At 73.0% G+C, this 26153-nt stretch carries 19 protein-coding genes, 1 pseudogene and 1 riboswitch; of the genes and pseudogenes, 14 read left to right on the top strand and 6 right to left on the bottom strand.

Annotated features, from left to right (window positions below):
* Positions 1 to 29: 29 nt before the first annotated feature.
* The gene (locus AB0K25_RS10720) at positions 30 to 1205 is read left to right on the top strand and encodes an ABC transporter permease (protein WP_208567933.1); all 1176 of its coding nucleotides are present in this window, start codon (positions 30 to 32) and stop codon (positions 1203 to 1205) included.
* A 78-nt stretch (positions 1206 to 1283) separates the two neighbouring features.
* Here AB0K25_RS10720 and AB0K25_RS10715 read toward each other — a convergent pair whose 3' ends face one another.
* Positions 1284 to 3098, bottom strand: a complete 1815-nt coding sequence (locus AB0K25_RS10715) for a hypothetical protein (protein ID WP_308290924.1) — start codon at positions 3096 to 3098, stop codon at positions 1284 to 1286.
* Between the two features lie 868 nt (positions 3099 to 3966).
* Between AB0K25_RS10715 and AB0K25_RS10710 the strand changes: the two genes are divergently transcribed.
* Entirely contained in the window at positions 3967 to 4416 is a 450-nt protein-coding gene (locus AB0K25_RS10710) for a DoxX family protein (RefSeq protein ID WP_219464957.1), read from the top strand.
* A 55-nt stretch (positions 4417 to 4471) separates the two neighbouring features.
* Here AB0K25_RS10710 and AB0K25_RS10705 read toward each other — a convergent pair whose 3' ends face one another.
* Complete coding sequence (locus tag AB0K25_RS10705; protein ID WP_219464954.1) at positions 4472 to 5200, bottom strand: hypothetical protein; 729 nt, start codon at positions 5198 to 5200, stop codon at positions 4472 to 4474.
* Between the two features lie 291 nt (positions 5201 to 5491).
* Positions 5492 to 5627, top strand: a riboswitch (SAM riboswitch).
* A 9-nt stretch (positions 5628 to 5636) separates the two neighbouring features.
* Between AB0K25_RS10705 and thrC the strand changes: the two genes are divergently transcribed.
* The 3 genes from thrC to paaN all read left to right on the top strand — a co-directional run bounded on the left by thrC (position 5637) and on the right by paaN (position 9917).
* Entirely contained in the window at positions 5637 to 6923 is a 1287-nt protein-coding gene (thrC, locus tag AB0K25_RS10700; RefSeq protein WP_219464952.1) for a threonine synthase, read from the top strand.
* 248 nt (positions 6924 to 7171) lie between these two features.
* On the top strand, positions 7172 to 8191 hold the full coding sequence (locus AB0K25_RS10695; RefSeq protein WP_357536366.1) for a GNAT family N-acetyltransferase: 1020 nt from the start codon (positions 7172 to 7174) through the stop codon (positions 8189 to 8191).
* Between the two features lie 52 nt (positions 8192 to 8243).
* A complete protein-coding gene (gene paaN, locus AB0K25_RS10690) occupies positions 8244 to 9917 on the top strand; it encodes a phenylacetic acid degradation protein PaaN (protein ID WP_219464949.1) in 1674 nt (557 codons plus the stop codon).
* Positions 9918 to 10186: 269 nt separating this feature from the next.
* Here paaN and AB0K25_RS10685 read toward each other — a convergent pair whose 3' ends face one another.
* Positions 10187 to 10717: a GNAT family N-acetyltransferase gene (locus AB0K25_RS10685; protein WP_219464947.1), complete on the bottom strand. Its 531-nt coding sequence runs from the start codon at positions 10715 to 10717 to the stop codon at positions 10187 to 10189.
* Between the two features lie 223 nt (positions 10718 to 10940).
* On the opposite strand from AB0K25_RS10685, the gene AB0K25_RS10680 reads away from it, so the two are divergent.
* From AB0K25_RS10680 to groL, 3 genes are all read left to right on the top strand, one after another.
* Positions 10941 to 11144 carry a cold-shock protein gene (locus tag AB0K25_RS10680; RefSeq protein ID WP_067305333.1) on the top strand — a complete coding sequence of 68 codons (204 nt, stop codon included), beginning with the start codon at positions 10941 to 10943 and terminating at the stop codon, positions 11142 to 11144.
* A 495-nt stretch (positions 11145 to 11639) separates the two neighbouring features.
* Positions 11640 to 12398: a hypothetical protein gene (locus AB0K25_RS10675; protein WP_363819700.1), complete on the top strand. Its 759-nt coding sequence runs from the start codon at positions 11640 to 11642 to the stop codon at positions 12396 to 12398.
* Positions 12399 to 12678: 280 nt separating this feature from the next.
* Positions 12679 to 14301: a chaperonin GroEL gene (gene groL / locus AB0K25_RS10670; RefSeq protein ID WP_208567850.1), complete on the top strand. Its 1623-nt coding sequence runs from the start codon at positions 12679 to 12681 to the stop codon at positions 14299 to 14301.
* Between the two features lie 105 nt (positions 14302 to 14406).
* Here the strand turns inward: groL and AB0K25_RS10665 are convergent, their stop codons facing one another.
* Complete coding sequence (locus tag AB0K25_RS10665) at positions 14407 to 16881, bottom strand: S8 family serine peptidase (protein WP_363819697.1); 2475 nt, start codon at positions 16879 to 16881, stop codon at positions 14407 to 14409.
* Between the two features lie 554 nt (positions 16882 to 17435).
* Here AB0K25_RS10665 and AB0K25_RS10660 point away from each other — a divergent pair.
* Both AB0K25_RS10660 and AB0K25_RS10655 read left to right on the top strand, forming a co-directional pair.
* Positions 17436 to 19262, top strand: a complete 1827-nt coding sequence (locus AB0K25_RS10660) for a glycerol-3-phosphate dehydrogenase/oxidase (RefSeq protein ID WP_219470411.1) — start codon at positions 17436 to 17438, stop codon at positions 19260 to 19262.
* Between the two features lie 116 nt (positions 19263 to 19378).
* Complete coding sequence (locus AB0K25_RS10655) at positions 19379 to 19885, top strand: hypothetical protein (RefSeq protein ID WP_219464941.1); 507 nt, start codon at positions 19379 to 19381, stop codon at positions 19883 to 19885.
* Between the two features lie 38 nt (positions 19886 to 19923).
* On the opposite strand, the gene AB0K25_RS10650 is transcribed toward AB0K25_RS10655, so the two are convergent.
* A complete protein-coding gene (locus AB0K25_RS10650; RefSeq protein WP_219464939.1) occupies positions 19924 to 21324 on the bottom strand; it encodes an FAD-linked oxidase C-terminal domain-containing protein in 1401 nt (466 codons plus the stop codon).
* A 35-nt stretch (positions 21325 to 21359) separates the two neighbouring features.
* Here AB0K25_RS10650 and AB0K25_RS10645 point away from each other — a divergent pair, with 35 nt between their 5' ends.
* Positions 21360 to 21635: a DUF4031 domain-containing protein gene (locus AB0K25_RS10645; protein WP_219464937.1), complete on the top strand. Its 276-nt coding sequence runs from the start codon at positions 21360 to 21362 to the stop codon at positions 21633 to 21635.
* A 14-nt stretch (positions 21636 to 21649) separates the two neighbouring features.
* On the opposite strand, the gene AB0K25_RS10640 is transcribed toward AB0K25_RS10645, so the two are convergent.
* Complete coding sequence (locus AB0K25_RS10640; protein ID WP_219464935.1) at positions 21650 to 22285, bottom strand: metal-dependent phosphohydrolase; 636 nt, start codon at positions 22283 to 22285, stop codon at positions 21650 to 21652.
* A 58-nt stretch (positions 22286 to 22343) separates the two neighbouring features.
* Here AB0K25_RS10640 and AB0K25_RS10635 point away from each other — a divergent pair, with 58 nt between their 5' ends.
* The 3 genes and pseudogenes from AB0K25_RS10635 to AB0K25_RS10625 all read left to right on the top strand — a co-directional run.
* Positions 22344 to 23603 (top strand): FUSC family protein, encoded by a 1260-nt coding sequence (locus AB0K25_RS10635; RefSeq protein WP_357538129.1) that lies wholly within the window; start codon positions 22344 to 22346, stop codon positions 23601 to 23603.
* 67 nt (positions 23604 to 23670) lie between these two features.
* Positions 23671 to 25150: pseudogene (locus AB0K25_RS10630) on the top strand (PrsW family intramembrane metalloprotease); the annotation flags it as partial.
* A 781-nt stretch (positions 25151 to 25931) separates the two neighbouring features.
* A partial coding sequence (locus AB0K25_RS10625; protein WP_363819692.1) for a hypothetical protein occupies positions 25932 to 26153 on the top strand: 222 nt, incomplete at its 3' end.

Below are 26153 nucleotides of genomic sequence, written 5' to 3'. Positions count from 1 at the left end.
GGCGACCGGAGCTGCTGCGACCGGCCCGGATGAGCCCGCAGGACGTGCTGCGGGTCGGTGGCGTGGGGCTGCGGACCCGGCCGCTGCGGGCGTTCCTGTCCGCTCTGGGCATCGCCATCGGCATCGCCGCGATGATCAGCGTGGTCGGCATCTCCTCGTCGTCCCGGGCCGACCTGGACCGGACGCTGGCCGCCCTGGGCACCAACCTGCTCACCGTCGCGCCGGGGAGCACCCTCTTCGGTGCGGACGCCCAGTTGCCGGTCGAGGCGGTCGGCATGATCAGCCGGATCGGCCCGGTACGCCAGGTGTCGGCGACCGCCCAACTGGCCGACATGCCGGTCTACCGGTCGGACCGGATCCCGGCGGCGCAGACCGGTGGCCTCGGCACCCAGGCGGTGGAGCTGGACCTGCTCGACACCGTCGGCGCCTCACTGGCCAGCGGGACCTGGCTCAACGAGGCCACCGGGCGGTATCCGGCCACGGTGCTCGGGTCGGTGGCCGCGGAGCGGCTCGGCCTCGGCGCGGCCGGGCCGGACATCCGGGTCTACCTCGACGGGCGCTGGTTCACCGTGATCGGCATCCTGCGACCGGTCCCGCTCGCCCCGGAACTCGACTCGTCGGCCCTGGTCGGTTGGTCGGCCGCGACCACCTACCTGGGCCTGGACGGGCACCCGACCCGGATCTACACCCGCTCGGCCGAGCAGCACGTCGAGGCGGTCCGGGCGGTGCTGGCGGCGACGGCCAACCCGGAGCAGTCCAACGAGATCCAGGTTTCCCGGCCGTCCGATGCGCTCGCCGCCCAGCAGGCCACCGACGAGGCGTTCACCGGTCTGCTGCTCGGGCTGGGTGCGGTGGCGTTGCTGGTCGGCGGGGTGGGGGTGGCCAACACCATGGTCATCTCGGTGATCGAACGGCGGGCCGAGATCGGGTTGCGGCGGTCGCTGGGTGCCACCCGGGGGCAGATCCGCACCCAGTTCCTCGCCGAGTCGCTGCTGTTGTCCGCCCTGGGTGGGCTGGGCGGGGTGCTGCTCGGTGGCCTGGTCACCGCCGGTTACGCCGGTTCACAGGGGTGGCCGACGGTGGTGCCGCTGTGGGTGGTGGCCGGCGGCATCGGGGCGACGATCGGCATCGGTGCGTTGGCCGGGCTCTACCCGGCGATCCGGGCCAGCCGGCTGGCCCCCACCGAGGCTCTCGCCACCCCCTGACCGTGGCCCGCCCGACGGGTGGTCCGGCGGCCGGTGGGGGACCTCACCGGCCGCCGGACCACGATCAGCCGGGCCGGCTCAACGTCGGCTCACCCGGATCAGTTCCCAGCCGCCCTTCGGGACACCGGGCGTCGGGTCGGTGCGCAGGTTCATCGGGTTCGCCATCCCGAGATAGAGCGTGGAGCCGTCCACGACCATGGTGCGGACACCCTGGTTGAGCGGGTTGCCGAAGCCGCCGGTGTCGACGGCGCGGGCCGGCCGGCCGGGCGCGTCGAACGACCATAGGTCCGCCCCGAAGGTCGGCGGGCTGGGCGTCGTGCCGGCCGGGGGCGTCGGCATCTCACCTTCCAGCGAGATGTAGGCGAAGTCCATGGTGCCGACGTAGAGCCGGCCGCCGGCCACCGCCATCTTCCAGGCGTACAGGTTGAACGGGTCGCCGAAGCCGGAGCCGCCGTAGACCGGGGTCGCCCCGGTCGGGGCCGGGGCCCACGCGCCGACGCCGTTGTTCGCGGTCGGGTCGTACGCCGGCAGCGTCGACTCGCCGTAGAGCGTCTCGATCCGTTCGTGTGCGCCACCGAGGTCCTGGCCGCGGAAGACGGCGAACGCCCGCTGGGTGTTCTGCACCGTGGCCTGGAGCTGCGCCTGACTGCGCGGCGGGTACACCGACAGGTGCAGGGCGGTCGCCTGCAACGGCACGTGCATGGTCCCCCAGTGCAGCCGGCCGCCGTAGGAGGCGAGACCACCGAGGGCGTACGCCCGGCGGACCACCGGGTCGGGCTCGTAGTCGGCGGCGGACCAGACCTGCGACCAGTTGCCGGCGTCCTCCGGGTTGAGTCCGGGTGCGCCGGCCGTCAGCGGCGGGCTCATCCAGATACCGGCCAGGTCGGCCGGGTCGGTGCCGTCACCGGTGCCCGCCGCCGGGAGGGCGCCGACGGCGCGCGGTGCCTGCTCGCCCACGTCGGAGTACGACGGGCCGACCGGGGGCGGCGTCGGGAGGATGCCGGCTGCGGCGCGCTCGGCCACCGAGCCGTCGACGATCGCCTTGGGCCAGGTCGAGACGTAGAGCCGCCCCTGGTGCTCGGTGAGGTCGGCGACCTGGGTGGGCAGGTCGGCGACCTCGGTGAAGGCGAACGGGTCGGTGCGGTCGCCGGTCCAGCGCAGCACCCGGCCGGCCTCGCCACCGTTGGCGCCCAGCCCGACCCCGGCGTAGAGCACGCCGCCGGCCACCACCCAGTGCCGGATGTTCTCGTACGCGGTGAGGTTGGTCGAGCCGAGGTAACGGCCGGTGACGGTGTCGAAGGCGAACACGTTCACCCCGCCGACCACGCTCGGGCCACCGAGCAGTACGACGCCCTGGTGGGCGGCGGCGCTACGCAGGCCGGCGGTGGTGTTCAGCAGGTTCGCGTCCGCCGGGGATGCGGACGTGATGTCGGCGGTGCGTTCGGTGAGTCGTTCGGTGGCCAGGTCGTAGGTGTAGACCTCGGGGGTGCGGTGGTCGCCGAGGGTGGCGGGCAGGGCGGGGTTGCCCCGGGCCGGCTGGCTCTGACCGAACTCGCAGACATAGTCGTCGTTGAGGATCGGTTCGCGGACCTGGTAGCCCTCGGGCTTCAGGCAGAGCACGTTCGCCCCGGTGCCGAACCAGAGTCGGCGGCCGGCCTGGGCGAGCCCCCAGACGTACGACTGGTTGACCTTGGGCTGTCCCACGGTGCAGGGCGGTCCGGGGGGATAGTCGACGCCGACGCCGGCAAAACACTCGTCAGCGGCTGCCTTGGCGAGCAGTCGTACCGTTTCGGGGCGAATGTCGGCGTGGGCCGGAGTGGCGAGCAAGGGCAGCAGGATCAGGGTGGCAAATGCGGGCAGCAGTCGTCCCGGTAGGGGTGGTCGACGTCGCACGGTGGTCCTTTCCGTGAACAAACGGTCGGGCTGGCGATAGCCGGGACGGGTGGGCTGGATCGCTCTCGACCAGGGGAGATGGGTAATCGGCGGTGCACCCGGAGGGGTGGTGCAGGTTGCCGGATCGCGTCGGTCGACGGGAATGGCAAATTGCCGGCGCGAGGTTACGGGCCGGCTCGGTGGGGTGGTTTTGGCGGGTGATTCCGAGGGTGGTTGTCGCAGTTCCGGGGGCAACGTGGTGCCGAGGCTAACGTATTACGCAGCCCGTTATCACCGGAAAAGTTGTTAAGGATTTTTGAACTGGCGGCCGTGCCGGCTACTGCCGTGAGTCGATGTCGAGGCGTGGCGCTGGGTGCCGCGGCCGGGCCTCGTGAAAATTGCTGACGGGTGGGGCGTTCCGGGTGTCGCGGGTAAACCGCGCCAACCGCCTGCTGTCGTCCGAAGTTGGCGCACAGTGCGGACACCTAGCGCTGGCGGCGGTGTCGGGGCCAGGCCCCTCGCCGCTGGTCGGGTGGGCCGGGCCCGGTCGGGGTTTCCCGGTGACCTCCCGGTGGCTTCCCGCGCGAATTGCGTGCATATTCATTTTCCATAAACGCGGCGTATGAACTTCGTGACAGTTAATTCATAGTTAACAATCATTACGTTCCGAGCCGCTCCGGCTCGCGGCGGGGAGGTGGTCGGGGTCGGCCGGTGGTGGTCGCGGGTGCGTGGGCCCGGCATCGCTCCCGACGCGACGTAGGGGTGACACCGGGACGTCGGGGTGGGGTAATGTCTCGCACCGAGACCTTCCCAGTAACAAAGAATTTATCGATTTAACTGCTTCGATGCCTCATCATGAGGGGACGTAATCCCTTCCATGGAGGTTCCCATGAACGTGTCTCGGCTCGGCGGGCCGACCCTCTCGCTGTACCGCATCGTCATCGGCCTGCTGTTCATGCTGCACGGCCTGTCCTCGGTCTTCGGGTTGTTCGGCGGCAACCCCGTGACCGGCAAGGCTGTCCCGGTCGGTGCCTGGCCCGGCTGGTGGGCCGCACTGATCCAGCTCGTCTGCGGTGCGCTGGTGCTGGCCGGGCTCTTCACCCGGCCCGCCGCGCTCCTCGCGTCCGGCTCGATGGCATACGCCTATTTCGTGGTGCACCAGCCGGAAGGGCTGCTGCCGCTGCGCAACGGAGGCGAGCTGTCGGCGCTCTTCTGCTGGTCGTTCCTGCTGATCGCGGTGCTCGGCCCGGGCTCCTGGGCGCTGGACACGCTGCTCGCCCGCCGCAGCGCCGACGCCCCGTCGGCACCGGTGGCGGAGCGAAGCTCGGTGCCTGCCTGACGCACTGACCGGCGTCGCCGGAGCCGCAACGAGGCGGCTCCGGCGACGCGTGCGGTCAGGGGTTGTACGGCGCGTCGGTGTGACTCACCTCGGCGAGGGTGCTGCCGGAGAGCTTGTAGACCGACGTCCGCTTGATGTCCAGCTCGGCCATGCCCCGGCTGGGGCTGCGGGTCAGCCAGACCACGGTGGCCTTGCGCCCGGCCACGCTGATCGAGACGACCGGGGTCCGGTCGCCGAGGTCGGTCAGCGCGCGGAACACCGGCAGGCCACCGCTGTTGCGCCACGCCGCGAGCGTGTAGAAGGTGCCGCTGCCTCCGGTCTTGATCGCCACCGCGCCCACCGCGTCCTCCGCGCCGTCGCCGTCGAGGTCACCGATGCCGCAGGGCTTCTGGAGCGTCACGGTGGCCCCGTCCTCGCCCGACCACTGCCCCCCGGCCAGCGGCAGGTAGTCCGGGTAGCCGTTGTAGGGCGTCTTGCTGCTGCCGAGCCGGGCCTCCGCCAGATGGGCACAGGTCAACGGTGCCTTGACCGGCGCGGCGGCGGTGGTGGTCGGGGCGGCGGCCGGCGGGGTGGTGGGGGCGGCCTTCTTCACCTCCGGCGACGGAGCCTCGCTGGTGGGAGTCGCCTCGGGGGAGACCTGACTCAGCACCGAGGCGGTGGAGGGCCCGGTGGACGGGCCGACGGTGGACGCTGCCTCGTCCGTCCCGCCCTGCTCACCCCCGCAGGCGGCGGTCAGTAGGCAGACCATGGTGAGGGTCGCAAGGCTCGACGGGATCCGTCGCATGGGCGGGGGGTCCTCTCTCGACGTCAGGTCTCCCGCACCGTACTGATCGATGGCAATGTCGGTCATCGGCTCGTCGGCCGGCCCCCCACCGGCCTGTCGGAGCGCGGTCAGGGGCCGACCGGAGGGCCGGTGCGCGGATCCGCACAAGGGCGTACTGAGCTGGAAACTTGCCCGAAACATCAATGGCTTCCGGTGCGGCCGGCGCACGCCCCGCCGGCAGGTGGTTCACACCGTGGGAAGCCGACTGGGCGATGGCGGCGAAGCTGCCTAGACTCGACGGCACAACTGCATACCTCATCCAGAGGGGCTGAGGGATACGGCCCGACGACGCCCCGGCAACCACCCCGCGCGCTCATCGCTGAGCGTCCCGCGGGGCAGGTGCCAATTCCGTCCCCGCCGCAGGGTGCGATGCGGGGAAAGATGAGAGGAATCCGCCATGACGTCGACGCTCGCCGCCCCCGGTATCGACACCACCGCCAGCCCGGCCCGCGCCCTGGTCTGCCGCGCCTGCTCCGCCCGCTACCCGCTCGCCGCGCAGCACGCCTGTTACGAGTGTTTCGGCCCGCTGGAGGTCGACTACGACGCCGCCGCACTGGCCGCCGTCACCCGGGAGCAGATCGAGGCCGGCCCGCAGAACATCTGGCGGTACGCCGCCCTCCTGCCCGCCGGCCAGGACCCGGCCACCCGGGTCACCCTCGACCCGGGGCTCACCCCGCTGGTGGCGGCCCCGAACCTCGCCGCCGAACTGGGCATCAGCGCGCCGCTGTGGGTCAAGGACGACAGCGCCAACCCGACCCACTCGTTCAAGGACCGGGTCGTCTCGGTGGCGCTGACCGCCGCGAAGGCGCTCGGCTTCACCCGGTTCGCCTGCGCCTCGACCGGCAACCTGGCCAACTCGGTGGCCGCCCACGCGGCCCGCGCCGGAGCGCCCTCGGTGGTCTTCATCCCGGGTGACCTGGAGCAGGGCAAGGTGATCACCACCGCCGTCTACGGCGGCGACCTGGTCGCCATCGACGGCTCGTACGACGACGTGAACCGGCTCTGCGGGGAGCTGGTGGAGACCGACGAGTTCGAGGACACCGCGTTCGTCAACGTCAACGTCCGGCCCTACTACGCCGAGGGCTCCAAGACCCTCGGGTACGAGGTGGCCGAGCAGCTCGGCTGGCGTATCCCGGCCCAGGTGGTCGTCCCGATGGCCTCGGGCGAGCTGCTCACCAAGATCGACAAGGCGTTCTCCGAGCTGGTCGAGATCGGGCTGGTCGAGGCGCCCGCCGGGGGTTGGAAGGTGTTCGGCGCCCAGTCGGCCGGCTGCAACCCGATCGCCGCCGCCCTGCACGCGGACACCGACACCATCACCCCGGTCCGGCCGACCGGCATCGCCAAGTCGCTCAACATCGGCGACCCGGCCGCCGGCCTGTACGCCCTGGAGGCGGTGCGGCGGACCGGCGGCTGGATGGAGTACGTCGACGACGAGGAGATCCGCGCCGGCATCCGGTTGCTGGCCCGCACCACCGGGGTCTTCGCCGAGACGGCCGGCGGGGTGACCGTTGCGGTGCTGCGCAAGCTCGTCGAGTCCGGCCGGCTCGACCCGACCGCCGAGACGGTCGTTTTCAACACCGGCGAGGGCCTGAAGACCATCGACGCCGTCGCCGGCCAGGTCGGCCCCACCCACCGGATCAAGCCGTCCCTGCGGGCCGCCCGCGACGCCGGCCTCCTCTCCTGATCCCCCGGGGAGTGGATCTCCGAGTGACCGGAATTTCGCGGTGAGTGGCGAAAACCCGCCGGGAAGGACTTGACGGCAGGAACCGGGCGGCGCAAGATGCTCCGTGCGGGAGGGCTTTCGCCGGAGACTTTTCAAGTTCTTGCGACCCAACGCCGGAGGCGTTGTGCGAACGTCCCTCCCGACCAACGTGCAAGGGGGCCAGCGGAAATCCGCTGGCCCCCTTCGTCGTCGACAGGAAGACTCCCGGCGTGACCGTGGACATCGCAGCAATCGATCCGACCGACCAGCCGGCCCTCGATGCGGCCTACCGGATCGCGGCCACGGTCGAAGCGACGGAGTCACCCGACCTGCCGCCGCTGTGCCGTCGCCGGTTCGAGGCGCCGCTGCGGCACCCGATGCCCGGCATCGACACCCGCTGGTCGGTGGCGCGACTGGACGGCGTGGTCGCCGGCTGGGTCCGGCTCAACCTCCACCTCCTGGACAACACCGACAACGCCAGCGTCGAGCTGGTGGTGGACCCGGCGCACCGGCGGGCGGGAGTGGGGCGGGCGTTGTTCACGCACGCCCGCGAGCAGCTGCGGGCGGCCGGCGGCAAGCGGATGGTCGGCTCCGCCGTGGCCGCGCTGCCCGGCGAGCCGGGTGGACAACTGCCCGGGGCGGCCTTCGCGGCGGCGCTCGGCGCGAAGGCGGCGCTGGTCGACGTCCGCCGTCGACTCGACGTCACCGCGCTCGACCGGGACCGGCTGGCGGCGCTGCGGGCCGGGGCGCGCTCGGCCGTCGCCGGCTACCGCACGGTCCGCTGGCACGGGCACCCGCCGACGGAGCACCTCGCCGACCTCGCCTACCTGGAGGGCCGGATGATGACCGACGCACCCCTGGGTGACCTGGAGTGGGAACCCGAGCGGATGGACGCCGAGCGCATCCAGGGCATGGAGCGGGCGCTGGACGCGCGGGGCGTCCGCCGCTACAGCGTCGCCGCCGTGCACGAGGCGTCCGGCCGGCTGGTCGCGTGGACCGTGCTCAGCCTGGCCGCGAACACCACCCGGCACGCCTGGCAGCAGCTCACCATCGTCGACCCGGCCCACCGGGGGCACCGGCTCGGGCTGCTCTGCAAGGCCGAGAACCTCGAACACACCCTGACGTACGAGCCGGAGCTGAGCGTGGTCGACACCTACAACGCGGCGGCGAACACCCACATGATCGCGATCAACGAGCTGCTCGGGTTCCGGCCGGTGGCCGGGTCCACGGAGTGGCAGTCGACCATCTGATCTGTGACACGCCCCTACTGATCTGGTCAGCATCTGTTGCATGATGGCGGGCATGACGGAGACCCCGCACCCGCTGTACGACAGGCACGCCGACACCCTGCACCGCGCGCTGACCGCGATCACCGAACGCGGGTACTGGTCCGCCTACCCCGAATCGCCCAGCCCCCGGGTGTACGGCGAGACCGCCGCCGCCGACGGGAAGGCCGCCTTCGAGGCGTACCTCGGTGGCGACTTTCCGCTCGACCAGCCCGGCACGGCCGACCGGGTCGCCACCGAGACGAGCCCGTTCGGGGTGGCCCTGGACGTGCGCTACCCGCACCCGGGCGCCGACGAGGTGGTCGCCGCCGCCTCCGCCGCCCTGCCGGCCTGGCGCGACGCCGGCCCGCAGACCCGGGCGGGGGTGTGCCTGGAGATCCTCGACCGGTTGCACAAGCACGTCTTCGAACTGGCCAACGCGGTGCAGTTCACCAGCGGCCAGGCGTTCGTGATGGCCTTCCAGGCCGGCGGCGCACACGCGCTGGACCGGGCCCTGGAGGCGATCGCCTACGCGTACGCCGAGATGACCCGGCACCCCGGGACGGCCAGCTGGGAGAAGGCCGCCGGCAAGGGCGACCCGCTGCGGATGACCAAGACGTTCCACGTGGTGCCGCGTGGGGTGGCCCTGGTGATCGGCTGCAACACCTTCCCGACCTGGAACTCGTACCCCGGGCTGTTCGCCTCACTGGTCACCGGCAACCCGGTCGTGGTCAAGCCGCACCCCCGCGCGGTGCTGCCCCTGGCGATCACCGTGCGGTACGCCCGGGAGGTGCTCGCCGAGGCCGGCTTCGACCCCGACCTGGTGCTGCTCGCCCCCGAGGCCCCCGGCGAGAAGCTGGCCTCGACCCTCGCCCTGCACCCCGCCGTGAAGATCGTCGACTTCACCGGCTCCACCGGGTACGGCGACTGGCTGGAGGCCAACGCCCGGCAGGCGACGGTCTACACCGAGAAGGCCGGCCTGAACACCGTCGTCATCGACTCCACCGACGACTTCGCCGGCATGTGCCGCAACCTCGGTTTCACGCTGACCCTCTACAGCGGGCAGATGTGCACCACCTCGCAGAACATCCTCATCCCCGCCGCCGGCATCACCACCGACCAGGGGCACAAGAGCTTCGACGAGGTGGCCGCCGGCATCGCCGCCACCGTCGGCAAGCTCACCGCCGACCCGGCCCGGGGCGTCGAGCTGACCGGGGCGATCGTCAACGACGGAGTGCTGGAACGCCTCGACGAGGTCACCAAGGTCGGCGAGGCGGTGCTGGAGTCGCGTACCGTCACGCACCCCGCGCTGACCGACGCGGTGGTCCGGACGCCGACCATCGTCAAGCTCGCCGCCACCGACACCGAGGTCTACGGCCGGGAGTGGTTCGGGCCGATCTCCTTCGTCATCGCCACCGACTCGACCGCGCACAGCATCGAGATCCTGCGGTCCACCGTCGGAGAGTCCGGCGCGCTGACCGCCGCCGTCTACTCCACCGACGAGGCGGTGCTGGACGCCGTCGAGGCCGCCGCGATCGACGTCGGGGTGCACCTGTCGGCCAACCTCACCGGTGGGGTCTTCGTGAACCAGTCCGCCGCTTTCTCGGACTTCCACGGCAGCGGCGCGAACCCGGCCGCCAACGCCGCCCTCACCGACGGCGCCTACGTCGCCAACCGCTTCCGCATCGTCCAGTCCCGCCGCCCCGCCTGACCCCACCGTCCCCTTCCCCCACCCCCGCCTTCCCACCACCCCCACCCCCGTCCGCGCTCCGGCTGCGGGCGGGGGTGGTCCGTGGTCGGTGGTCCGTGGTCGGTGGTCCGTGGTCCGTGGTCGGTGGTCGGTGGTCGGCCGTCGGTGGTCCGTGGTCGGTGATCAAGAGGTTTACGTCAGCCTGAGTGGCTGATTTGACGTAAACCTCTTGATCACCGGCCCGGCGCGGCCCGGCCCGGCCCGGCGCGGCCTGGGGTTTGGGGTGGGGGTCAGGCGGGGCGGCGCATCTGGAGTTCGGTGAGGGCGGGGATCTTGGGGTGCGGGACGCGGACGCCGGTGTCGGTGAAGCCCAGACGGTGGTAGGCCCGGTAGGCACGGTCGTTGCCGACCACCACCTCGAGCATGAGCTGTGGTCGGCCGCAGGCGCGCGACCAGGCGGCGACCTCGTCGATCAGCGCGCCGAGCAGGCCGGTGCCCCGCCACGAGGGGTTCACGTAGACCGCGTAGACGACCGTCAGGTCCGGCTCGTCGGGGGCGACGGTGCCGCCCGCGTGGCCGACCAGCCGGCCGCCGGGATCGGCCACGAACTGGGCGGTGTGGCACCCCTGGGACACGTACGCGATCCGGGCCGCGTAGTCGGCGTGCGGGCGGGCGGCGGCCTCGGCGACGGTCTCCAGGAAGGCCAGCGGCGCATCCGCGAGCATCTCCAACCGCAGCGCCCGCATCCGGGCGGCGTCCTGCGGGCGCACCCGGTGCACGGGTGCCGTCCGGGTCACCGGTGGGGCCGGGGCAGATGTCATGTGCGCATGCATACCGCAGCGATGAACGCCGATGGGTAACCGGGTCGATACCCGTCCGATTTAGGCCGATTTGAGGTCGTGCGCGGTCGTCACTCCTCGTGTAGCGTGCGATTTCGGTCACCGATTCAGCGGCCTTCACCGATCGCCGAAACGGTGGTTCTCCGCTGTCGGCCCGCCGGCATCCCGGGGTTGTGGAACGCCGCGCAGAGTGAGGAAGTGCACCGTGGCACAGGGCACCGTCAAGTGGTTCAACTCCGAAAAAGGCTACGGCTTCATCGCCGTCGACGGCGGGCAGGACGTCTTCGTCCACTTCTCCGCCATCGAGATGGACGGCTACAAGGCGCTCGACGACGGTCAGCGGGTGGAGTTCGAGATCGCCCAGGGTCAGAAGGGGCCGCAGGCCGAACGGGTCCGCGTCATCGCCTGACCTGTCCTGCGGGTCCCACCCGCCGGGCCACCCGTGGGACGGTTGGCGGCGGGGGTCGGTGCGGGGAAAGATCGTGAACCGTCCAGGCGTCCTCGCTGAGGAGGGTTCATGTCCGACCAGTCACCTCCGGGTCCACCCGGCCCCGCTGCCGGGTCGCCGGGCGGACCATGGGGCCCGCCGCCGGGGGGCCCGCCGTCGGGCCAACCCTCGTGGGGTCCGCCGCCCGGGGGGCCGCCGTCGGGCCAACCCTCGTGGGGTCCGCCGTCGTGGGATCCGTCCGCAGCGGGGCCGCCGGGCTGGAGCTATCCGGCTCCCGGTGGCCCGTACCCGGGCTATCCCCCGGGTGCCGACGGCGGTTTCCCGCCGCTCGGGAGCTATCCGCCGCTCGGGGGTCATCCGCCGGTCGCCGGGGGCGGCTCCTGGGGGCCGGCGGACCCGCTGGTCAATCCGCCGTACGCCGGGCTGGAAGGCTGGTTCGCCCGGTGCACCGGAGCGTTGCGTCGAAGTTGGCGGACCCTGCTGCCGTTGATGCTGCTCACCCAGGTCGTGCCGGCGGTGGCGGTGTCCCTGCTCTCCCTCGGCACGGGGCCCGACGCCGCCCCGCTGCCCGCCGACGGCTCGATTCCCGACGGCTACCTCAGTGACCTGGTGATCTACGGGGTCTCGGTGTTCCTGGTCGCGCTGGCCTTCGGGGTGGTGCAGGGCATCGGCTGGGCGGGTGGCACCTGGGTGGTGGCCCGGCAGGCCGCCGGCCAGCCGGCCGACCTGCCCGGCGCGCTGCGCTACGGCGCGCGCCGCTGCCTCGGCCTGTGGGGCTGGATGCTGGTGCTGGGCCTGCTCATCGGCGTCGGCTTCTGCCTGTGCCTGCTGCCGGGCATCTACCTGGCGTTCGCCCTCGCCCTCGCTGGCCCGGTCTACCTGTTCGAGGGGCAGAACCCGATCGGGCGCTCGTTCCGCATGTTCCACGACCGGTTGGGCATGGTGCTCGGCCGGGTGGCGCTGGTCGCACTCGCGGTGCTGCTCGGCAGCGTGCTCGGTGGGGTGGTGGAGTCGGTCGGCACCGTGCCGTTCGGCACCGACCCGTTCACCGCGCCCGGCACCGCCGTGGGTGCGGTGGCGGTGATCCTGGTGAGCGCCGTGCTGGTCGTGCCGGTCTACCTGGTGCAGCTGGTCGGCCTGGTCGTGACGTACGCCGAGCAGCGCGCGCAGGAGGGGCCGGTGAACGTCGCGCGACTGGTGGCGGAACTCGGCTGACCGGCCCCATCGTGCTTGCACTCGGCAGGGGAGAGTGCTAAACAGGTCATTGGCACTCGCATACGGTGAGTGCCAATGGTCGGGGCGGTAGGGCCACGGTCACATCGGCGTCTCGATGGCGTCGGGTGGCACATGGCCGGTCGTCGCGGGCTGTCCGGCCCGACCGAGGAGGACGTCGTCGTCGCCAGGTGGCGACGTCCCCAAGGTGCGTACACCAGGCGGCCCGTCCGGGGACACAAACCCCCGGGTGGCCCGTGAGTGTCCAGGAGGACAACGCCGTATGGCCAAGATGATCGCGTTCGACGAAGAGGCTCGCCGCGGCCTCGAGCGGGGCATGAACCAGCTCGCCGACGCCGTAAAGGTGACCCTCGGCCCCAAGGGCCGCAACGTGGTGCTCGAGAAGAAGTGGGGTGCCCCCACCATCACCAACGATGGTGTGAGCATCGCCAAGGAGATCGAGCTCGAGGACCCGTACGAGAAGATCGGCGCCGAGCTGGTCAAGGAGGTCGCCAAGAAGACCGACGACGTCGCCGGTGACGGCACGACGACGGCGACCGTCCTGGCCCAGGCCCTGGTGCGCGAGGGTCTGCGCAACGTGGCCGCCGGTGCCAACCCGATGGCCCTGAAGCGGGGCATCGAGGCTGCCGTGGCCAGCGTCTCGGAGGAGCTGTCCAAGCTCGCCAAGGACGTCGAGACCAAGGAGCAGATCGCCTCCACCGCCTCCATCTCCGCCGGTGACAGCACCGTCGGCGAGATCATCGCCGAGGCGATGGACAAGGTCGGCAAGGAAGGCGTCATCACCGTCGAGGAGAGCAACACCTTCGGGCTGGAGCTGGAGCTCACCGAGGGCATGCGCTTCGACAAGGGCTACATCTCCGCGTACTTCATGACCGACCCGGAGCGTATGGAGGCCGTCTTCGACGACCCCTACCTGCTCATCGTCAACAGCAAGATCTCCTCGGTGAAGGACCTGCTCCCGATCCTGGAGAAGGTCATGCAGTCGGGCAAGCCGCTGCTGATCATCTCCGAGGACATCGAGGGTGAGGCCCTGGCGACCCTGGTCGTCAACAAGGTCCGGGGCACCTTCAAGTCGGTCGCCGTCAAGGCGCCGGGCTTCGGTGACCGCCGCAAGGCCATGCTCGCCGACATCGCCATCCTCACCGGTGGCCAGGTCATCAGCGAGGAGGTCGGCCTCAAGCTGGACGCCGTCGGCCTCGACATGCTGGGCCGGGCCCGCAAGGTCGTGGTGACCAAGGACGAGACCACCATCGTCGACGGTGCCGGCGACGCCGACCAGATCCAGGGCCGGGTCAACCAGATCCGGGCCGAGATCGACAAGAGCGACTCCGACTACGACCGCGAGAAGCTGCAGGAGCGGCTGGCCAAGCTGGCCGGCGGCGTCGCGGTGATCAAGGTCGGCGCGGCCACCGAGGTCGAGCTGAAGGAGCGCAAGCACCGCATCGAGGACGCCGTCCGCAACGCGAAGGCCGCCGTCGAGGAGGGCATCGTCCCGGGTGGTGGCGTCGCGCTGGTGCAGGCCGGCAAGACCGCCTTCGACAAGCTGGACCTGGCCGGCGACGAGGCGACCGGCGCGCAGATCGTCAAGATCGCGCTGGACGCCCCGCTGCGGCAGATCGCCGTCAACGCCGGCCTGGAGGGTGGCGTGGTCGTCGAGCGCGTCCGCAACCTGGACGCCGGTCACGGCCTCAACGCCGCCAGCGGTGAGTACGTCGACCTGCTGGCCGCGGGCATCATCGACCCGGCCAAGGTGACCCGGTCCGCGCTGCAGAACGCCGCGTCGATCGCGGCGCTCTTCCTCACCACCGAAGCCGTCGTGGCGGACAAGCCGGAGAAGACCCCGGCCGCCCCGGCTGGCCCGGGTGGCGGGGACATGGACTTCTGAGTCCAGCTCCAACGCCGAACGGGGCGGGCCGCGCGAGCGGTCCGCCCCGTTCCGTGTCCGAGGACCGTACCCAGCCGGGCCGGCTCACCCCGGCGACCGGGGCGGTCAGCGGCGGGCCGCCCGCACCGCCGCGTACGCGTCGACCAGACCGGCCCCGGTCGACGCCGCCACCGGGCCGCAGCTGAGGTCGGCGGGCCCGGCGGGTTGCGCGGTGTCCCGCAGGATGTTCCGGGTCCGGTCCAGGTCACCGACCAGCGCCGGGTTCGCCGACCACATCAGTGCCACCACTCCCGCCACCTGCGGGGTGGCCATCGAAGTGCCGTCCAGGGCGGCGTAACCGCCGCCGGGCATCGCGGAGAGGACCTCCGCGCCGGGGGCGACCAGGTCCGGCTTGGCCGCCCCACCCGCGACGGGCCCCCGGCTGGAGAACTCCGTGACGCGCCGGTCGCGGCCCACGGCACCCACCGTCAGCACATCGGGGTACGGCGCCGGCGGGTCGACGATCGACCCGCAGTCGGGTCCGGTGTTCCCTGCGGCGGCCACCACCAGAATGCCTGCGGCCGTCAACGCGGCGGTGGCCGGGCGCAGCGCACCCGCATCACAGCCCTCGACCGGTGGGCACCCCCACGAGTTGGTGAGCACGTCGGGGGCCCGCTCCGGCCGACCGTCGGTGAACGGGTCACCGCCGGCCGGGAACGGGGCCAACATGAACTGGAGGCAGTCCAGGTAGTGCGCGGGGCTGCCCAGGTTGCGGTCGAGGTTGACGCAGCCCACCCACTGGGCTCCGGGGGCGACCCCGATGCCGTCGCGTCCCACCGCGCTGGCCGTGGTGTGGGTGCCGTGACCGCCGGAGTCGGTGGGGGCGCGGGTGTGGTCCCACGGGTCGTACCAGGAGTCGTCGCCGCCCCGGAAGTTGGCGGCCAGGGTCGGATGGGTGCCGTCGACCCCGGAGTCCGAACTGCCGACCACCACCCCGGCCCCGGTGACGTCCAACTCCGACCAGACCCGGTCGGCGCCCAGCATCCGGATGTTCCACTCCGGCCCGGTCGGCGCGGGCCGGTCACCCCGGCTGGCCGGTGCCGGCGCGGGCAATGGTCGGAGCCGCTGGCTGACCAGCACCCGGGCCACCTCCGGCCGCCCGGACAGCCACGCCCGCACCGCTGGCCCGCCGTCGGTCTCGATCGCGTTGACCAGGTAGTACGGCGTCGGGTCGAGGTGTAGCCGGGTCAGGTCCCGGCGCAACGCCCCCTGGGTGCGTTCGGCGGTGGACACCAGTCGGCGGTAGACCTCGGCGGTCCGCGCCTCCCGGCCGGCGCGACCTGGCGTACCGGCGGGGATGCCGGTGAGGTCGGCCTGCTCGCGGAGCACCACCAGCAGCCGTTCGCCGTGCAGGCCGGGCTGGCCGGCGACCACGTCGACCACGCCGACGGTGAGCAGCAGGACGGCTGCGCTCGACGCGGCGACCAGCCGGCGTGGTGCGCGCCCGCGTGGCCGGGCGAGCAGCACCCCGTACCCGATGGCCAGCACGACCGCGACGGCGAACCCGACGCCGGATGCGACCGCGACCCAGTAGGGGACGTCGCGGGTGGTGGCCAGCAGGACCGAGATCTCCTCCGGGTCGGCGAGCGCCAACGGGCCGAACGCCGCCAGACCGACCAGCCACCGGACCGGCGCGGCACCGGCCGGTGCGCCGGCCCGGCGGGCCGCCACCTGGCACGCGCCCAGCACGAAACCGAGCGGCGGGACGAACAGCAACCCGGGCAGTTGGGCGCCGGAGTGGCCGGTGCCCGCGACGACCAGCAGCAGGACCACCCCGGCGACCAGGCCGCCGACCAGCACGGTACGGGCGGCCCGGGGTGGCCCGTCGCCGGTGAAGGGGGACCAGAACCGGTCGCCCAGCAGCGCTGCGGCCAGCAGGCCGACCGCCGTCGCGGCGAGCGCGGCGAGCGCGGTCTCCAGCAGACCGCCCAGCGCGCCGAACCGCACCCACGGCAGCAGCAGGGCCAGTCCGGCCGCGATGGCCAACAGGGTGACCGCCCTGGGTCGGCCGGCACGATCCGTGGCCGTGGCCGTGGCCGTGGGGGTGGGGGTGGGGGTGCCCGTGGCTGTGGCGGTGCCCGTGGGCTGGGGTGGGGTGGTGGCGGCCGGGCCGGACAGTCGGGCGGTCAGCAGCGCGAGCAGGGTCGCGGTGACGGCCAGCGCGGCCAGGTACAGCTCGTGGTGTACCTGGGGAAGCGCCCGCAGGGAACCGAGGGCGAGCAGGGCGAGCGCCGCGCCGAGCCAACCCCACCCGGTGGCCCGTACCCGGGGTGAGCGGGGGAGCAGGGCCAGCAGCAGGGCGGGTAGGCCGACCAGCAGGGCGGTGGCCAGGCTGAGGGCCGGCCAGAGCCACGCCTGCCGGTCCCATCCCGCGGCCACCTGCAACTGCTCGACCGACCAGCCGACCGCCTGGAGCAGGACGGCGAGCACGACCGTCCAGCCGCCGGCCAGTGCGGCCGCCACCACCGGCCACGGGCTCGACGGACGGCCGGCGGCCGATGGTGGGCCGTAGCCCGGCGGAGGTGGTGTGTCGGCCAACATCCGGAAACAGTACGACGCACGTCGCCGTCCGACGGCTTTGCCGGTCCGACGACCGTCCCCGCCCGTCGCCGGTGGACCCGGGGAAACGCGGACCTGCGCGGTCCCCGCCCTCGCGTGGGCTCGGCTCCGCCCGGTCCGCCGCTGCGTCCACCTCCCGCGTTCCGTCGCTTCTCCCAGGTCGCCGGCACCGTTCCGTGGTCACGGAAAGTGACGGAAGGTGGGGGTGTGGACCTCCACCTTCGGATCCTTTGCTCTGCTGCCCTGGACGCACCGGTCACGGAACGTGCGCGTCGCGTGGAGAGCAGCAGAGCAAAGGATCCGAGGGAGGGATGTGGGGGATGGGCGGGGGATGCGGCGATCGGGCTGGTCACGGCGATGGGGAGGCGGTGTGAGGGGCGGAGGGGTCGGCGAGAAGCTGATTACGGAGAGTCATCGAGGCGATCCGGAGGAGTCTTGCTCAGTGTCACCGGATCGGCGGTGCGGATCTCGGCGGGCTCCAGGCCTGCTGCGGGTGGGACCCGGCGGGTTACGGTGGACGGGTGCGTGACCCCAATGTGACCCGATCCGCCGCTGGTCAACTCTCGCCCGAGCGCCGTGCCGCCGACCTGCGCCGGCTGCGGTCCGAGCGGTTCGACGTGCTGGTCATCGGCGGTGGGGCGACCGGTGCCGGTGCCGCGTTGGACGCCGCCTCCCGGGGGCTCAAGGTCGCCCTGGTCGAGGCCCGCGACTTCGCCGCCGGCACCTCCAGCCGGTCCAGCAAGCTGATCCACGGCGGCCTGCGCTACCTGGAACAGTTGGAGTTCCACCTGGTCCACGAGGCGCTGACCGAGCGAGGGCTGCTCGCCACCCGACTCGCCCCGCACCTGGTCCGACCGGTCCCGTTCCTCATCCCGCTCCCCGCCGGCCGGGGGCTGCGCGACCTGCCGGCCCGGCTGTTCCGCCGCTCCTACTACGGGGCCGGGGTGGCCGCCTACGACGCCTTCGCCGGCCTCTTCGGCACCGGCCGGGGAATGCCGCTGCACCGGCACCTGACCCGCGAGGGTGCCCGCCGGGTCTTCCCCAGCCTGCGGGCCGACGCGCTGGCCGGGGCGATCCGCTACTACGACGGCCAGGTCGACGACGCCCGGCTGGTGGTGACCCTGGCCCGCACCGCCGCCAGCCTCGGCGCGACCGTGGTGACCAGCGCCCGCGCCGTCGGGCTGGTGCGGCAGGCCCGGGAGGTCACCGGGGTCCGGGTCCGCGACCTGGAGGCACCCCCCGGCTCCCCGGACGCGGAGTTCGAGGTACGCGCCCGCACCGTCATCGCCGCCACCGGCGTGTGGAGCGACGACATGTCCCGGATGCTCAACGACGTCGGGCTGCGCCCCGGCATCCGGGTCCGGGCGTCCAAGGGGGTGCACCTGGTGGTGCCCCGCTCGGCGATCACCGGCGAGACCGGGCTGATCGTGCGGACCGCGACCAGTGTGCTCTTCGTCATCCCCTGGGGCGGGCACTGGATCATCGGCACCACCGACACCGACTGGCGGCTGGACCGCTCCCACCCGGCCGCCTCCGCCCGCGACATCCAGTACCTGCTCGACCAGGTCAACCTGGTGCTGGACCGGCCGCTGTCGAGTGCGGACATCGAGGGCGTCTACGCCGGGCTGCGCCCACTGCTGGCCGGTGAGGCCGACTCCACCTCCAAGCTCTCCCGGGAACACGCGGTCTTCGAGCCGATGCTCGGGCTGCTGCTGGTCGCCGGCGGCAAGTACACGACGTACCGGGTGATGGCCACCGACGTGGTCGACCGGGCCGCCCACCGGCTCGGCGGCGTACGCCCCTCGCGCACCGCCGACCTGCCACTGCTCGGCGCCGACGGGTACGCCTCGATGTGGCGGGACCGGGCCGACCTGGCCCGCCGGCACGGGGTCCCCGTCGGTGTGGTCGAGCACCTGCTGGAGCGGTACGGCACGCTCACCCTGGAACTGCTGGCGCTGATCGCCGCCGACCCGCTGCTCGCCTCACCACTGGCCGGTGCCCCCGAGTACCTGGCCGCCGAGGTGACCTACGCCACCCGCTCCGAGGGGGCGTTGCACCTGGAGGACGTGCTGACCCGGCGTACCCGGATCTCCTTCGAGACGACCCACCGCGGGCTCGACTCGGCCGGGCACACGGCGGAGTTGATGGGGGCGGTGCTCGGCTGGGACGCGGCCACCCGGGACCGGGAGATCGCGCACTACCGGGCCCGGGTCGAGGCGGAGCGGGAGTCCCAGCTCATGCCGGACGACGCGACCGCCGACGCGGCCCGGTTGGGTGCGCCCGACGTCCGGGGTTTCGCCGCCGACCGGGGCGTCGACGGCGTCGAGGGTGGCCACGTCGGACTCCCGACGTCCACCCGCTGACCGGTCCCGGGCGGCGGCACCCGTCGATGCCGGGCCGGCGGTGGGCGGTCCCACCCGCTGGCGGCGGTCCGGTCGGCCGGTTCCGGACGGCACCCGGGGTGGGATAGGTTCCGCGCGTGGTTCCCCCTCAGTGGTCGCGTGCGCTCACCGTCCCCGCCGTCGCCGCCCTGACGGTCACCCTGGCCGGCTGCGCGATGGCCGACCGGGACGGCGGTTCCACAGCGGAGGGCCGGGGCGGGACGACATCCCCGGGGGTGACCGCCAACCGGGTCAGCCTGGTGCAGAAACTCGGCGACGACGGTCCACTGCGGTCCTTGACCGTCGAGCCGGACGGCCGGTGGGAGTGTGACGACTGTGCGGGCGACGGGGTCACCTCGACCGGCTCCCTCGACGCCGAGCAGGTGCAGCGGTTGCACAAGCTGCTCGCCGACCCGCGGCTGGCCCAGGAGACCGACCAGGCCCGCAGATACCGGGCGAGCTGCATCGACGCGCTGACCTCCAGCCTGCTCACCACGACCGGTCTGGTCACCTCGCAGGACTGCCCGGGCGAGGAACGACCGGCGGTGGCCGGGGAGATCCTGCTCCTGCTCACCCAGGCCACCCCCGCCGAACCCACCCGCTGAGCGATCCGGGCCCGCCACGCCCGGTCCGGCGGGTCGGCTCAGAGCACCTTGCCCGGGTTGAACAGCCCGGCCGGGTCGAGCGCCGCCTTGATCGCCTGGTGCACCCGGACGCCGACCGGGCCGATCTCCCGGGCCAGCCAGTCCCGCTTGAGCAGCCCGACGCCGTGCTCACCGGTGCAGGTGCCGCCCAACTCCAGGCCGAGCCGGATGATCTCGTCGAAGGCCAGTCGGCCCCGCTCCAGGCTCGCCGGGTCGGCCCGGTCCACCACGATGTTCGGATGCAGGTTGCCGTCCCCGGCGTGGCCGACCACCCCGATCGGCACCCCGCACTCGACGGCGATCCGGGCCACCCCGTCCAGCAGGGTGGCGAGCGCCCCCCGGGGCACCGCCACGTCGTCGATGATCAGGCCGCCGTTGCCGTCCGGGTAGGTGTCGGCGGCGAACTTCTCCATCGCCGGGTGGGCCAGCCGCCGGGCCTGGAGCAGCGCCGCCGCCTCCACCGCGTCGGTGGCCGCATACACCTCCGCGGCGCCGGCCGCCGTGCAGACCTCGGCGATCCGGGCCAGGTCCGCCGCCGCCCGGGGGCCGGTGTCGGCGGCCGCGAGCAGCAGCGCCTCGGCGTCGGTCCGCAACCCCATCGGCCGGTACGCCTCGATCGCCCGCAGGTGCGTCCGGTCGAGCAGCTCCAACAGGCTCGGGGTGAGCCCCCGCGCGGCGATCCCGGCCACCGCCGTACCCGCCCCGGCGGTCGAGCCGAAGACCGCCACCATGGTCAGTGACTCCTCGGGCACCGGCCGCAGCGACACGGTGACCTCGGTGATCACCCCGAGGGTGCCCTCCGCGCCGACGAAGAGCCGGGTCAGGTCGTACCCGGCAACCCCCTTGGCGGTACGCCGGCCGGTGCGCAGCACCTCGCCGGAGGCGAGCACCACCTCCAGCCCGAGGACGTACTCGGTGGTCACCCCGTACTTGACGCAGCACATCCCGCCGGCGTTGGTGGAGACGTTGCCACCGATCGTGGAGGACTCCCAGGAACCCGGGTCGGGCGGGTAGTACAGGCCCTGTTGCCGGACGGCGCGGGCCAGTGTGGCGTTCACCACGCCCGGCTGCACCACGGCGATGCGGGCCACCGGGTCGATCTCCCGGATCGCGGTCATCGCGACGGTGCTCACCACCACCGCGCCGTCCACCGCGTTCGCCGCGCCGGCCAGGCCGGTCCGCGCCCCCTGCGGCACCACGGGTACGCCGTGCCGGGCCGCCGCCCGGACCACGGCCACCACCTGTGCGGTGTCCCGGGGGCGGACGACCACCAGCGGCGTACCGGCGGCGCAGAGGTCCGCCTCGTCGCGCCGGTGCAGCCGTAGCAGGTCCGGGTCGGTGAGGACGGCCTCGTCGCCGAGGGCCGCCCGCAGGTCGTCGAGGAGGGGGGAGCCAGCCATGCGGCCGAGGCTAACCGGCGGCTAGATTGGCCGCCATGCTCTACCTGGACCGGCCCGCCTGGCCGTGGCGCGGCCGGCTCTGGTCGCACCTGATCAGCGACGTCTCCCCGGCCGAGCTGCACGTGTTCGCCGAGACGCTGGGGGTGCCCCGGCGCGGGTTCGACCGGGACCACTACGACATCCCCGCCGACCGGTTCGCCGTGGCGGTGTGGCTCGGCGCCCGGGTGGTGCCCAGCCGGGAGATCGTCCGCCTGCTGTACGCCGCCGGCCTGCGCCGCCCCAAACACCTCAACCCCCCGGGGCGCCGGTGACGCCGGACGGTTAATCAGCGCAGAGACGCCAGCTCGCGGTGGAGGTTGGCGCGGGCCGGTTCCTCCCAGTGGGCGGCCAGCGGGGGCAGCCGGAACAGGGCGGGCAGGGCGAGCAGCCCGTCGAGGACCCGCGCCCGGCCGGTACGGAAGTCCGCCTCGGGCACATGCGCGTACTCGGCGCGGATCGCGGCGGCGTACCCGTCGTACACCTCGGGGGGTGTGGCCAGGATCGCCAGGTCGGCGTCGCAGAGCAGCGCGCCGTCGCGGTCGCCCGGGGTGACCCGGTGCCCGGCGGTGAGCAGCACCAGCCGGCGGACCTCGGCCACCGTGGCGGCCGGCACCCCCAGCCCGGTGAGCAGGGTGCCGGCCAGCGCGGCACTGGCCTGCTCGTTGGTGTCCCCGGCCGCGCGTGGGTCGTAGACGGCGTCGTGCGTCCAGGCGGCGAGCGCGACCCGCTCCGGCCGGTCGGCGAGGTCGGCGTGCCGGTCGGCCACGTCCAGCACCGCCCGCAGGTGGCGCTCCGTGTGGTAGCGCCGGTGCGGTTCCCGCCAGCGGGCCAGCAGGTCGACCCCGGCGGCGGTCAGCGCCGGCCCGTCGACGGCCCCGCAGGCGAGCGCCGCCGCCACCCACCTGTCGATCAGTCCGGTCACCCGGACGATTGTGCCGCAGGGATGAACCGGTGCGACGTGGGTAGTCCCCGCCATGGCGCTGGCCCGGGACCGACAACCGTCGCTGCTGCGTCGGGCCGGGCTGCGTGACGCCGGGAACGACGTCGACACCGCGCGGATCGCCGGTGCCATGGCCTACCTGCGCACCCGGGGCCGGGCCACCCTGCACGACCGGCTGCACCAGGTGCACCTGGCCCTGGGCCTGGCCGTGCAGGCGGGCCTGGCCGCCGCGCTGGCCTGGATCGTGTCGCACCACCTGCTGGGCAACCCGCAACCGGTGTTCGCGCCGATCTCGGCGGTCGGCACCCTGGCCGCCTCGGTGGGCCAGCGGCTGCGCCGGACCGTGGAGCTGATCGTCGGGGTGGCGGTCGGGGTGTTCCTCGGCGACGTGCTGATCTACTTCCTCGGCACCGGGGGCTGGCAGCTCGGGTTGGTGGTGACCGCGGCCATCGTGCTCACCACCTTCTTCGGGGCCAGTGTCGCGGTGGTGATCCAGGCCGCCGCGACGGCCGTGCTGATCGTCACGCTGAGCCCGTCCACCGAGGATCTGGAACTGCCCCGGTTCGTCGACGCGTTCGTCGGCGGCGGCATCGCCCTCCTGGTCACCGCTATCCTGCTGCCGCTCAACCCGCTCCGGGTGATCAACCGGGCGGCCCGGCCGGCGCTGGACCTGCTCGCCGGCCAGCTCGACGTCTGCGCCCAGGCGCTCCGCGACCGGGACCGGGGCGCCGCCCAGCGGGCGCTGGACCGGCTCCGGGAGAACAAGGAGGAACTGGCCACCTTCACCGAAGCGATCGAGGGAGCCAAGGAGACCAGCACGCTCTCCCCGGCCCGGTGGCACCGGCGCAGCGAACTGACCCACTACGCCGAGGCGGCCGACCCGATCGACCGGGCGATGCGCAACAGCGGCACCCTGATCCGCCGGTCGGTCACCATGATCGAGGACGACGAGCCGGTGCCGGAGCCGATGCCGGACGCGGTCGCCCACCTGGCCGAGGCGGTCCGCCTGCTGCGGCACGAGTTCGCCGTCGGGGACGAGCCGGAGCGGGCCCGGGAGCGGTCGCTGCGCGCGGTCAGCGAGGCCGGCCGGGCGTACGACCAGGGGGTCGGGTTCTCCGGCAGCGTGGTGATCGCCCAGGTACGGACCACCGCCAGTGACCTGCTGGTCGCCTCGGGGATCGAGCAGGAGGACGCCAACCGGCTGATCCGGCAGGCGTTCGGCGACAAGGAGAAACCGGGCGGTAGTCCGGCCGAGCAGCACGCCGCCCCGAAACCCCCGACCGCGCCGCCGCTGGGCTGACCCGGCCCCGGACCGGGCCGACCCGCCCGCAGCGCCGGCCGGACCGCCCACCGCGCACCGGGAGAGCCCGGCCGAACGGGCCGGGGATGACTACGCTGATCCGCATGGCCGACACCCCGCCCGGCGGGCCCCCGCTGCCCGCGCCCGCCGTACCGTCGCCGGACGCCGCCGCGCCCCGGATGCCGCTGCGCCGCCTCGGCTGGCGGCGGGTCCTGGCGCTGGCCGGGGTGGTGCTGTTGATCGCGGCCTGCGCGGTCTACATGCTCTACACGCTCGGCTCCAACCTGGGCCTGGACGCGCTGCTGGTCGGGGTGACGGCGGCGATCCTGCCGGTGCCGGTCCTGGTGGCCTGCTTCCTCTGGCTCGACCGGTACGAACCTGAGCCGCTGAAGTACCTGATCTTCTGCTTCGCCTGGGGCGCGTTCGTCTCCACCGCCGCCTCGCTGACCGTCAACAACAGCTTCGCCGCCCTGTTCAAGGAGTGGGGGGTGTCGTCGTCGTTGACCGGGGTGCTGGTGGCCCCGTTCATCGAGGAGCTGACCAAGGCGCTCGGCCCGATCCTGCTATTGATCTTCCGCCGCCGGGAGTGGTCCGGGATCACCGACGGTCTGGTCTACTGCGGGCTCTCCGCCGTCGGGTTCGCCATGGTGGAGAACATCCTCTACCTGGGCGGCCTCGGCTACGCCTCGGGCGTCGACCAGTGGGGGCCGGCCACCGGCGTCCGCAACGTCATCGTCATCTTCATCTCCCGGATCCTCTTCTTCGGCTTCGCCCACCCGCTGTTCACCTCGATGACCGGGGTGGGGCTGGGCATCGCCGCCCGTACCGCCGACCGGCGGATCCGGGTGCTCGCCCCGATCGCCGGCCTGCTGCTGGCGATGATGCTGCACGGCACCTGGAACCTCATCCCGACGCTCGTGCAGGCCACCGGCCAGGCGGTGATCTTCTTCTACGGCATGGTCGCAGTGATGGTGCCGATCTTCTTCGGCATGGTCGGTTTCGCGGTCTGGTTGCGGGCCTGGGAGGGGCGGCTCACCGAGCGGACCCTGCCGGACTATGTGCGGGCGGGTTGGTTGAGCCCGCCCGAGGTGGCCGCCCTGGGCAGCCTGGCCCGCCGGCACGCCGCCCGGACCTGGGCCCGGCGGGTGGGTGGGGACGCCGGGTTGCGGGCGATGCGCGGTTACCAGTTCGCCGCGACCCGGCTGGCGTTGTTGCGCGACGGGATGCGGCGCGGGCTGGACCGTAAGCCGGCGGAGCGGGAGCGCACCCTGCGGGAGGAACGGCAGTTGCTGGAGACGATCGCTGCGTACCGGTCGTTCTTCGTCGGCCGGGACCCGCAGACGCCGGTGGGGGTCTGGGACGGTCAGCGCTACCACCTGCGGTTCCCGGACGGTAGCCAGCGGACGGTCGACGCCCCGGACTCGCCGGTGGTGCCGATCCCGGTGGTGCTGACCCCACCGCCGCCCCCGGCCTACCCGGCGGGCTACGGCCCGCCCGGCTGGTACGGCCCCCGCCCGGCCGCCCCGTGGCCGCCCGGCCGGTACTGAGCGGCCAACTCCGGTCGAGACCGACCCGCCCTCGATCGCCGGAGGCGGACGGTTCCGTCGGCGTGTGCGCATCGCCGCCGGTTGCCACCGCCGGCCGCACCACGATCGGGGCACGTTCGGGTGCGGGGATCGTGCCGTAGCTTCACGAAGAATGTCCGCCTTTCCTGAATGCCTCCCGCTTTAGCAGAAACCCCTCTTATTGGACGAATCGGTCGAATAAGCTGCAACTCGCCCGTAAGCGTCCTTAGGTCGCAGAAGGGCAACTCTGGGTATCTGGGTGGCTCTCTGGAGGGGTTCATGAGTAACAGCCGACGGCTGCGGCGAGGACTGAAGCGTGGTCGCGCCGCTTCAGGGCTGAGTTCCGCCCTGATCGTGGTCGGGATGACGGGTGGGCCTGCGGTCGCGGCGCCACCCCTGGAGACCACGCCGTCCGCGCAGGGCGTGCGTACCGGCACGCCCGGTCCGCTGGGCCAGTACGGCGGGTGGCCGGCGTCCCGGTCGACGGTCCGCCAGGACGGTGTCGGACCTGATGATTCCTGGGAGAGCTACCCCGACGATCCGGCGGACTGCGGCCCGCAGGGCTGGCAGGGACCGTGGGGTGGGCACGACGGGGGCAAGGGCCACTACCCGCCTGGCCCGAAGAAGGGCCCCCAGGGCCCCCAGGGCCCCCAGGGTGCCCAAGGTCCTCAGGGCGATACGGGTCCCCGGGGTGCGACCGGTGCCCAGGGCCCCCAGGGTGACGCGGGGGCGCAGGGTGACACCGGCGCGCAGGGTGCTCAGGGTGACACTGGTGCTCAGGGGCCTCAGGGTGCGGCTGGTGCGCAGGGTGCTCAGGGTTTTCAGGGTGCGACCGGTGCTCAGGGTGCGACCGGTGCTCAGGGGCCGCAGGGTGATGCGGGGGCGCAGGGTGCTCAGGGTGACACCGGTGCTCAGGGGCCTCAGGGCGCGGCTGGTGCGCAGGGCGCACAGGGTTTCCAGGGTGCTCAGGGCGACGCAGGTGCTC

This window comes from Micromonospora sp. NPDC049257 (assembly GCF_040678915.1).
In the GTDB taxonomy this organism is placed as follows: Bacteria; Actinomycetota; Actinomycetes; order Mycobacteriales; family Micromonosporaceae; genus Micromonospora; species Micromonospora antibiotica.
Note: the sequence above shows the minus strand (reverse complement) of the source record. Positions and strands in the feature narration are given on the sequence as shown.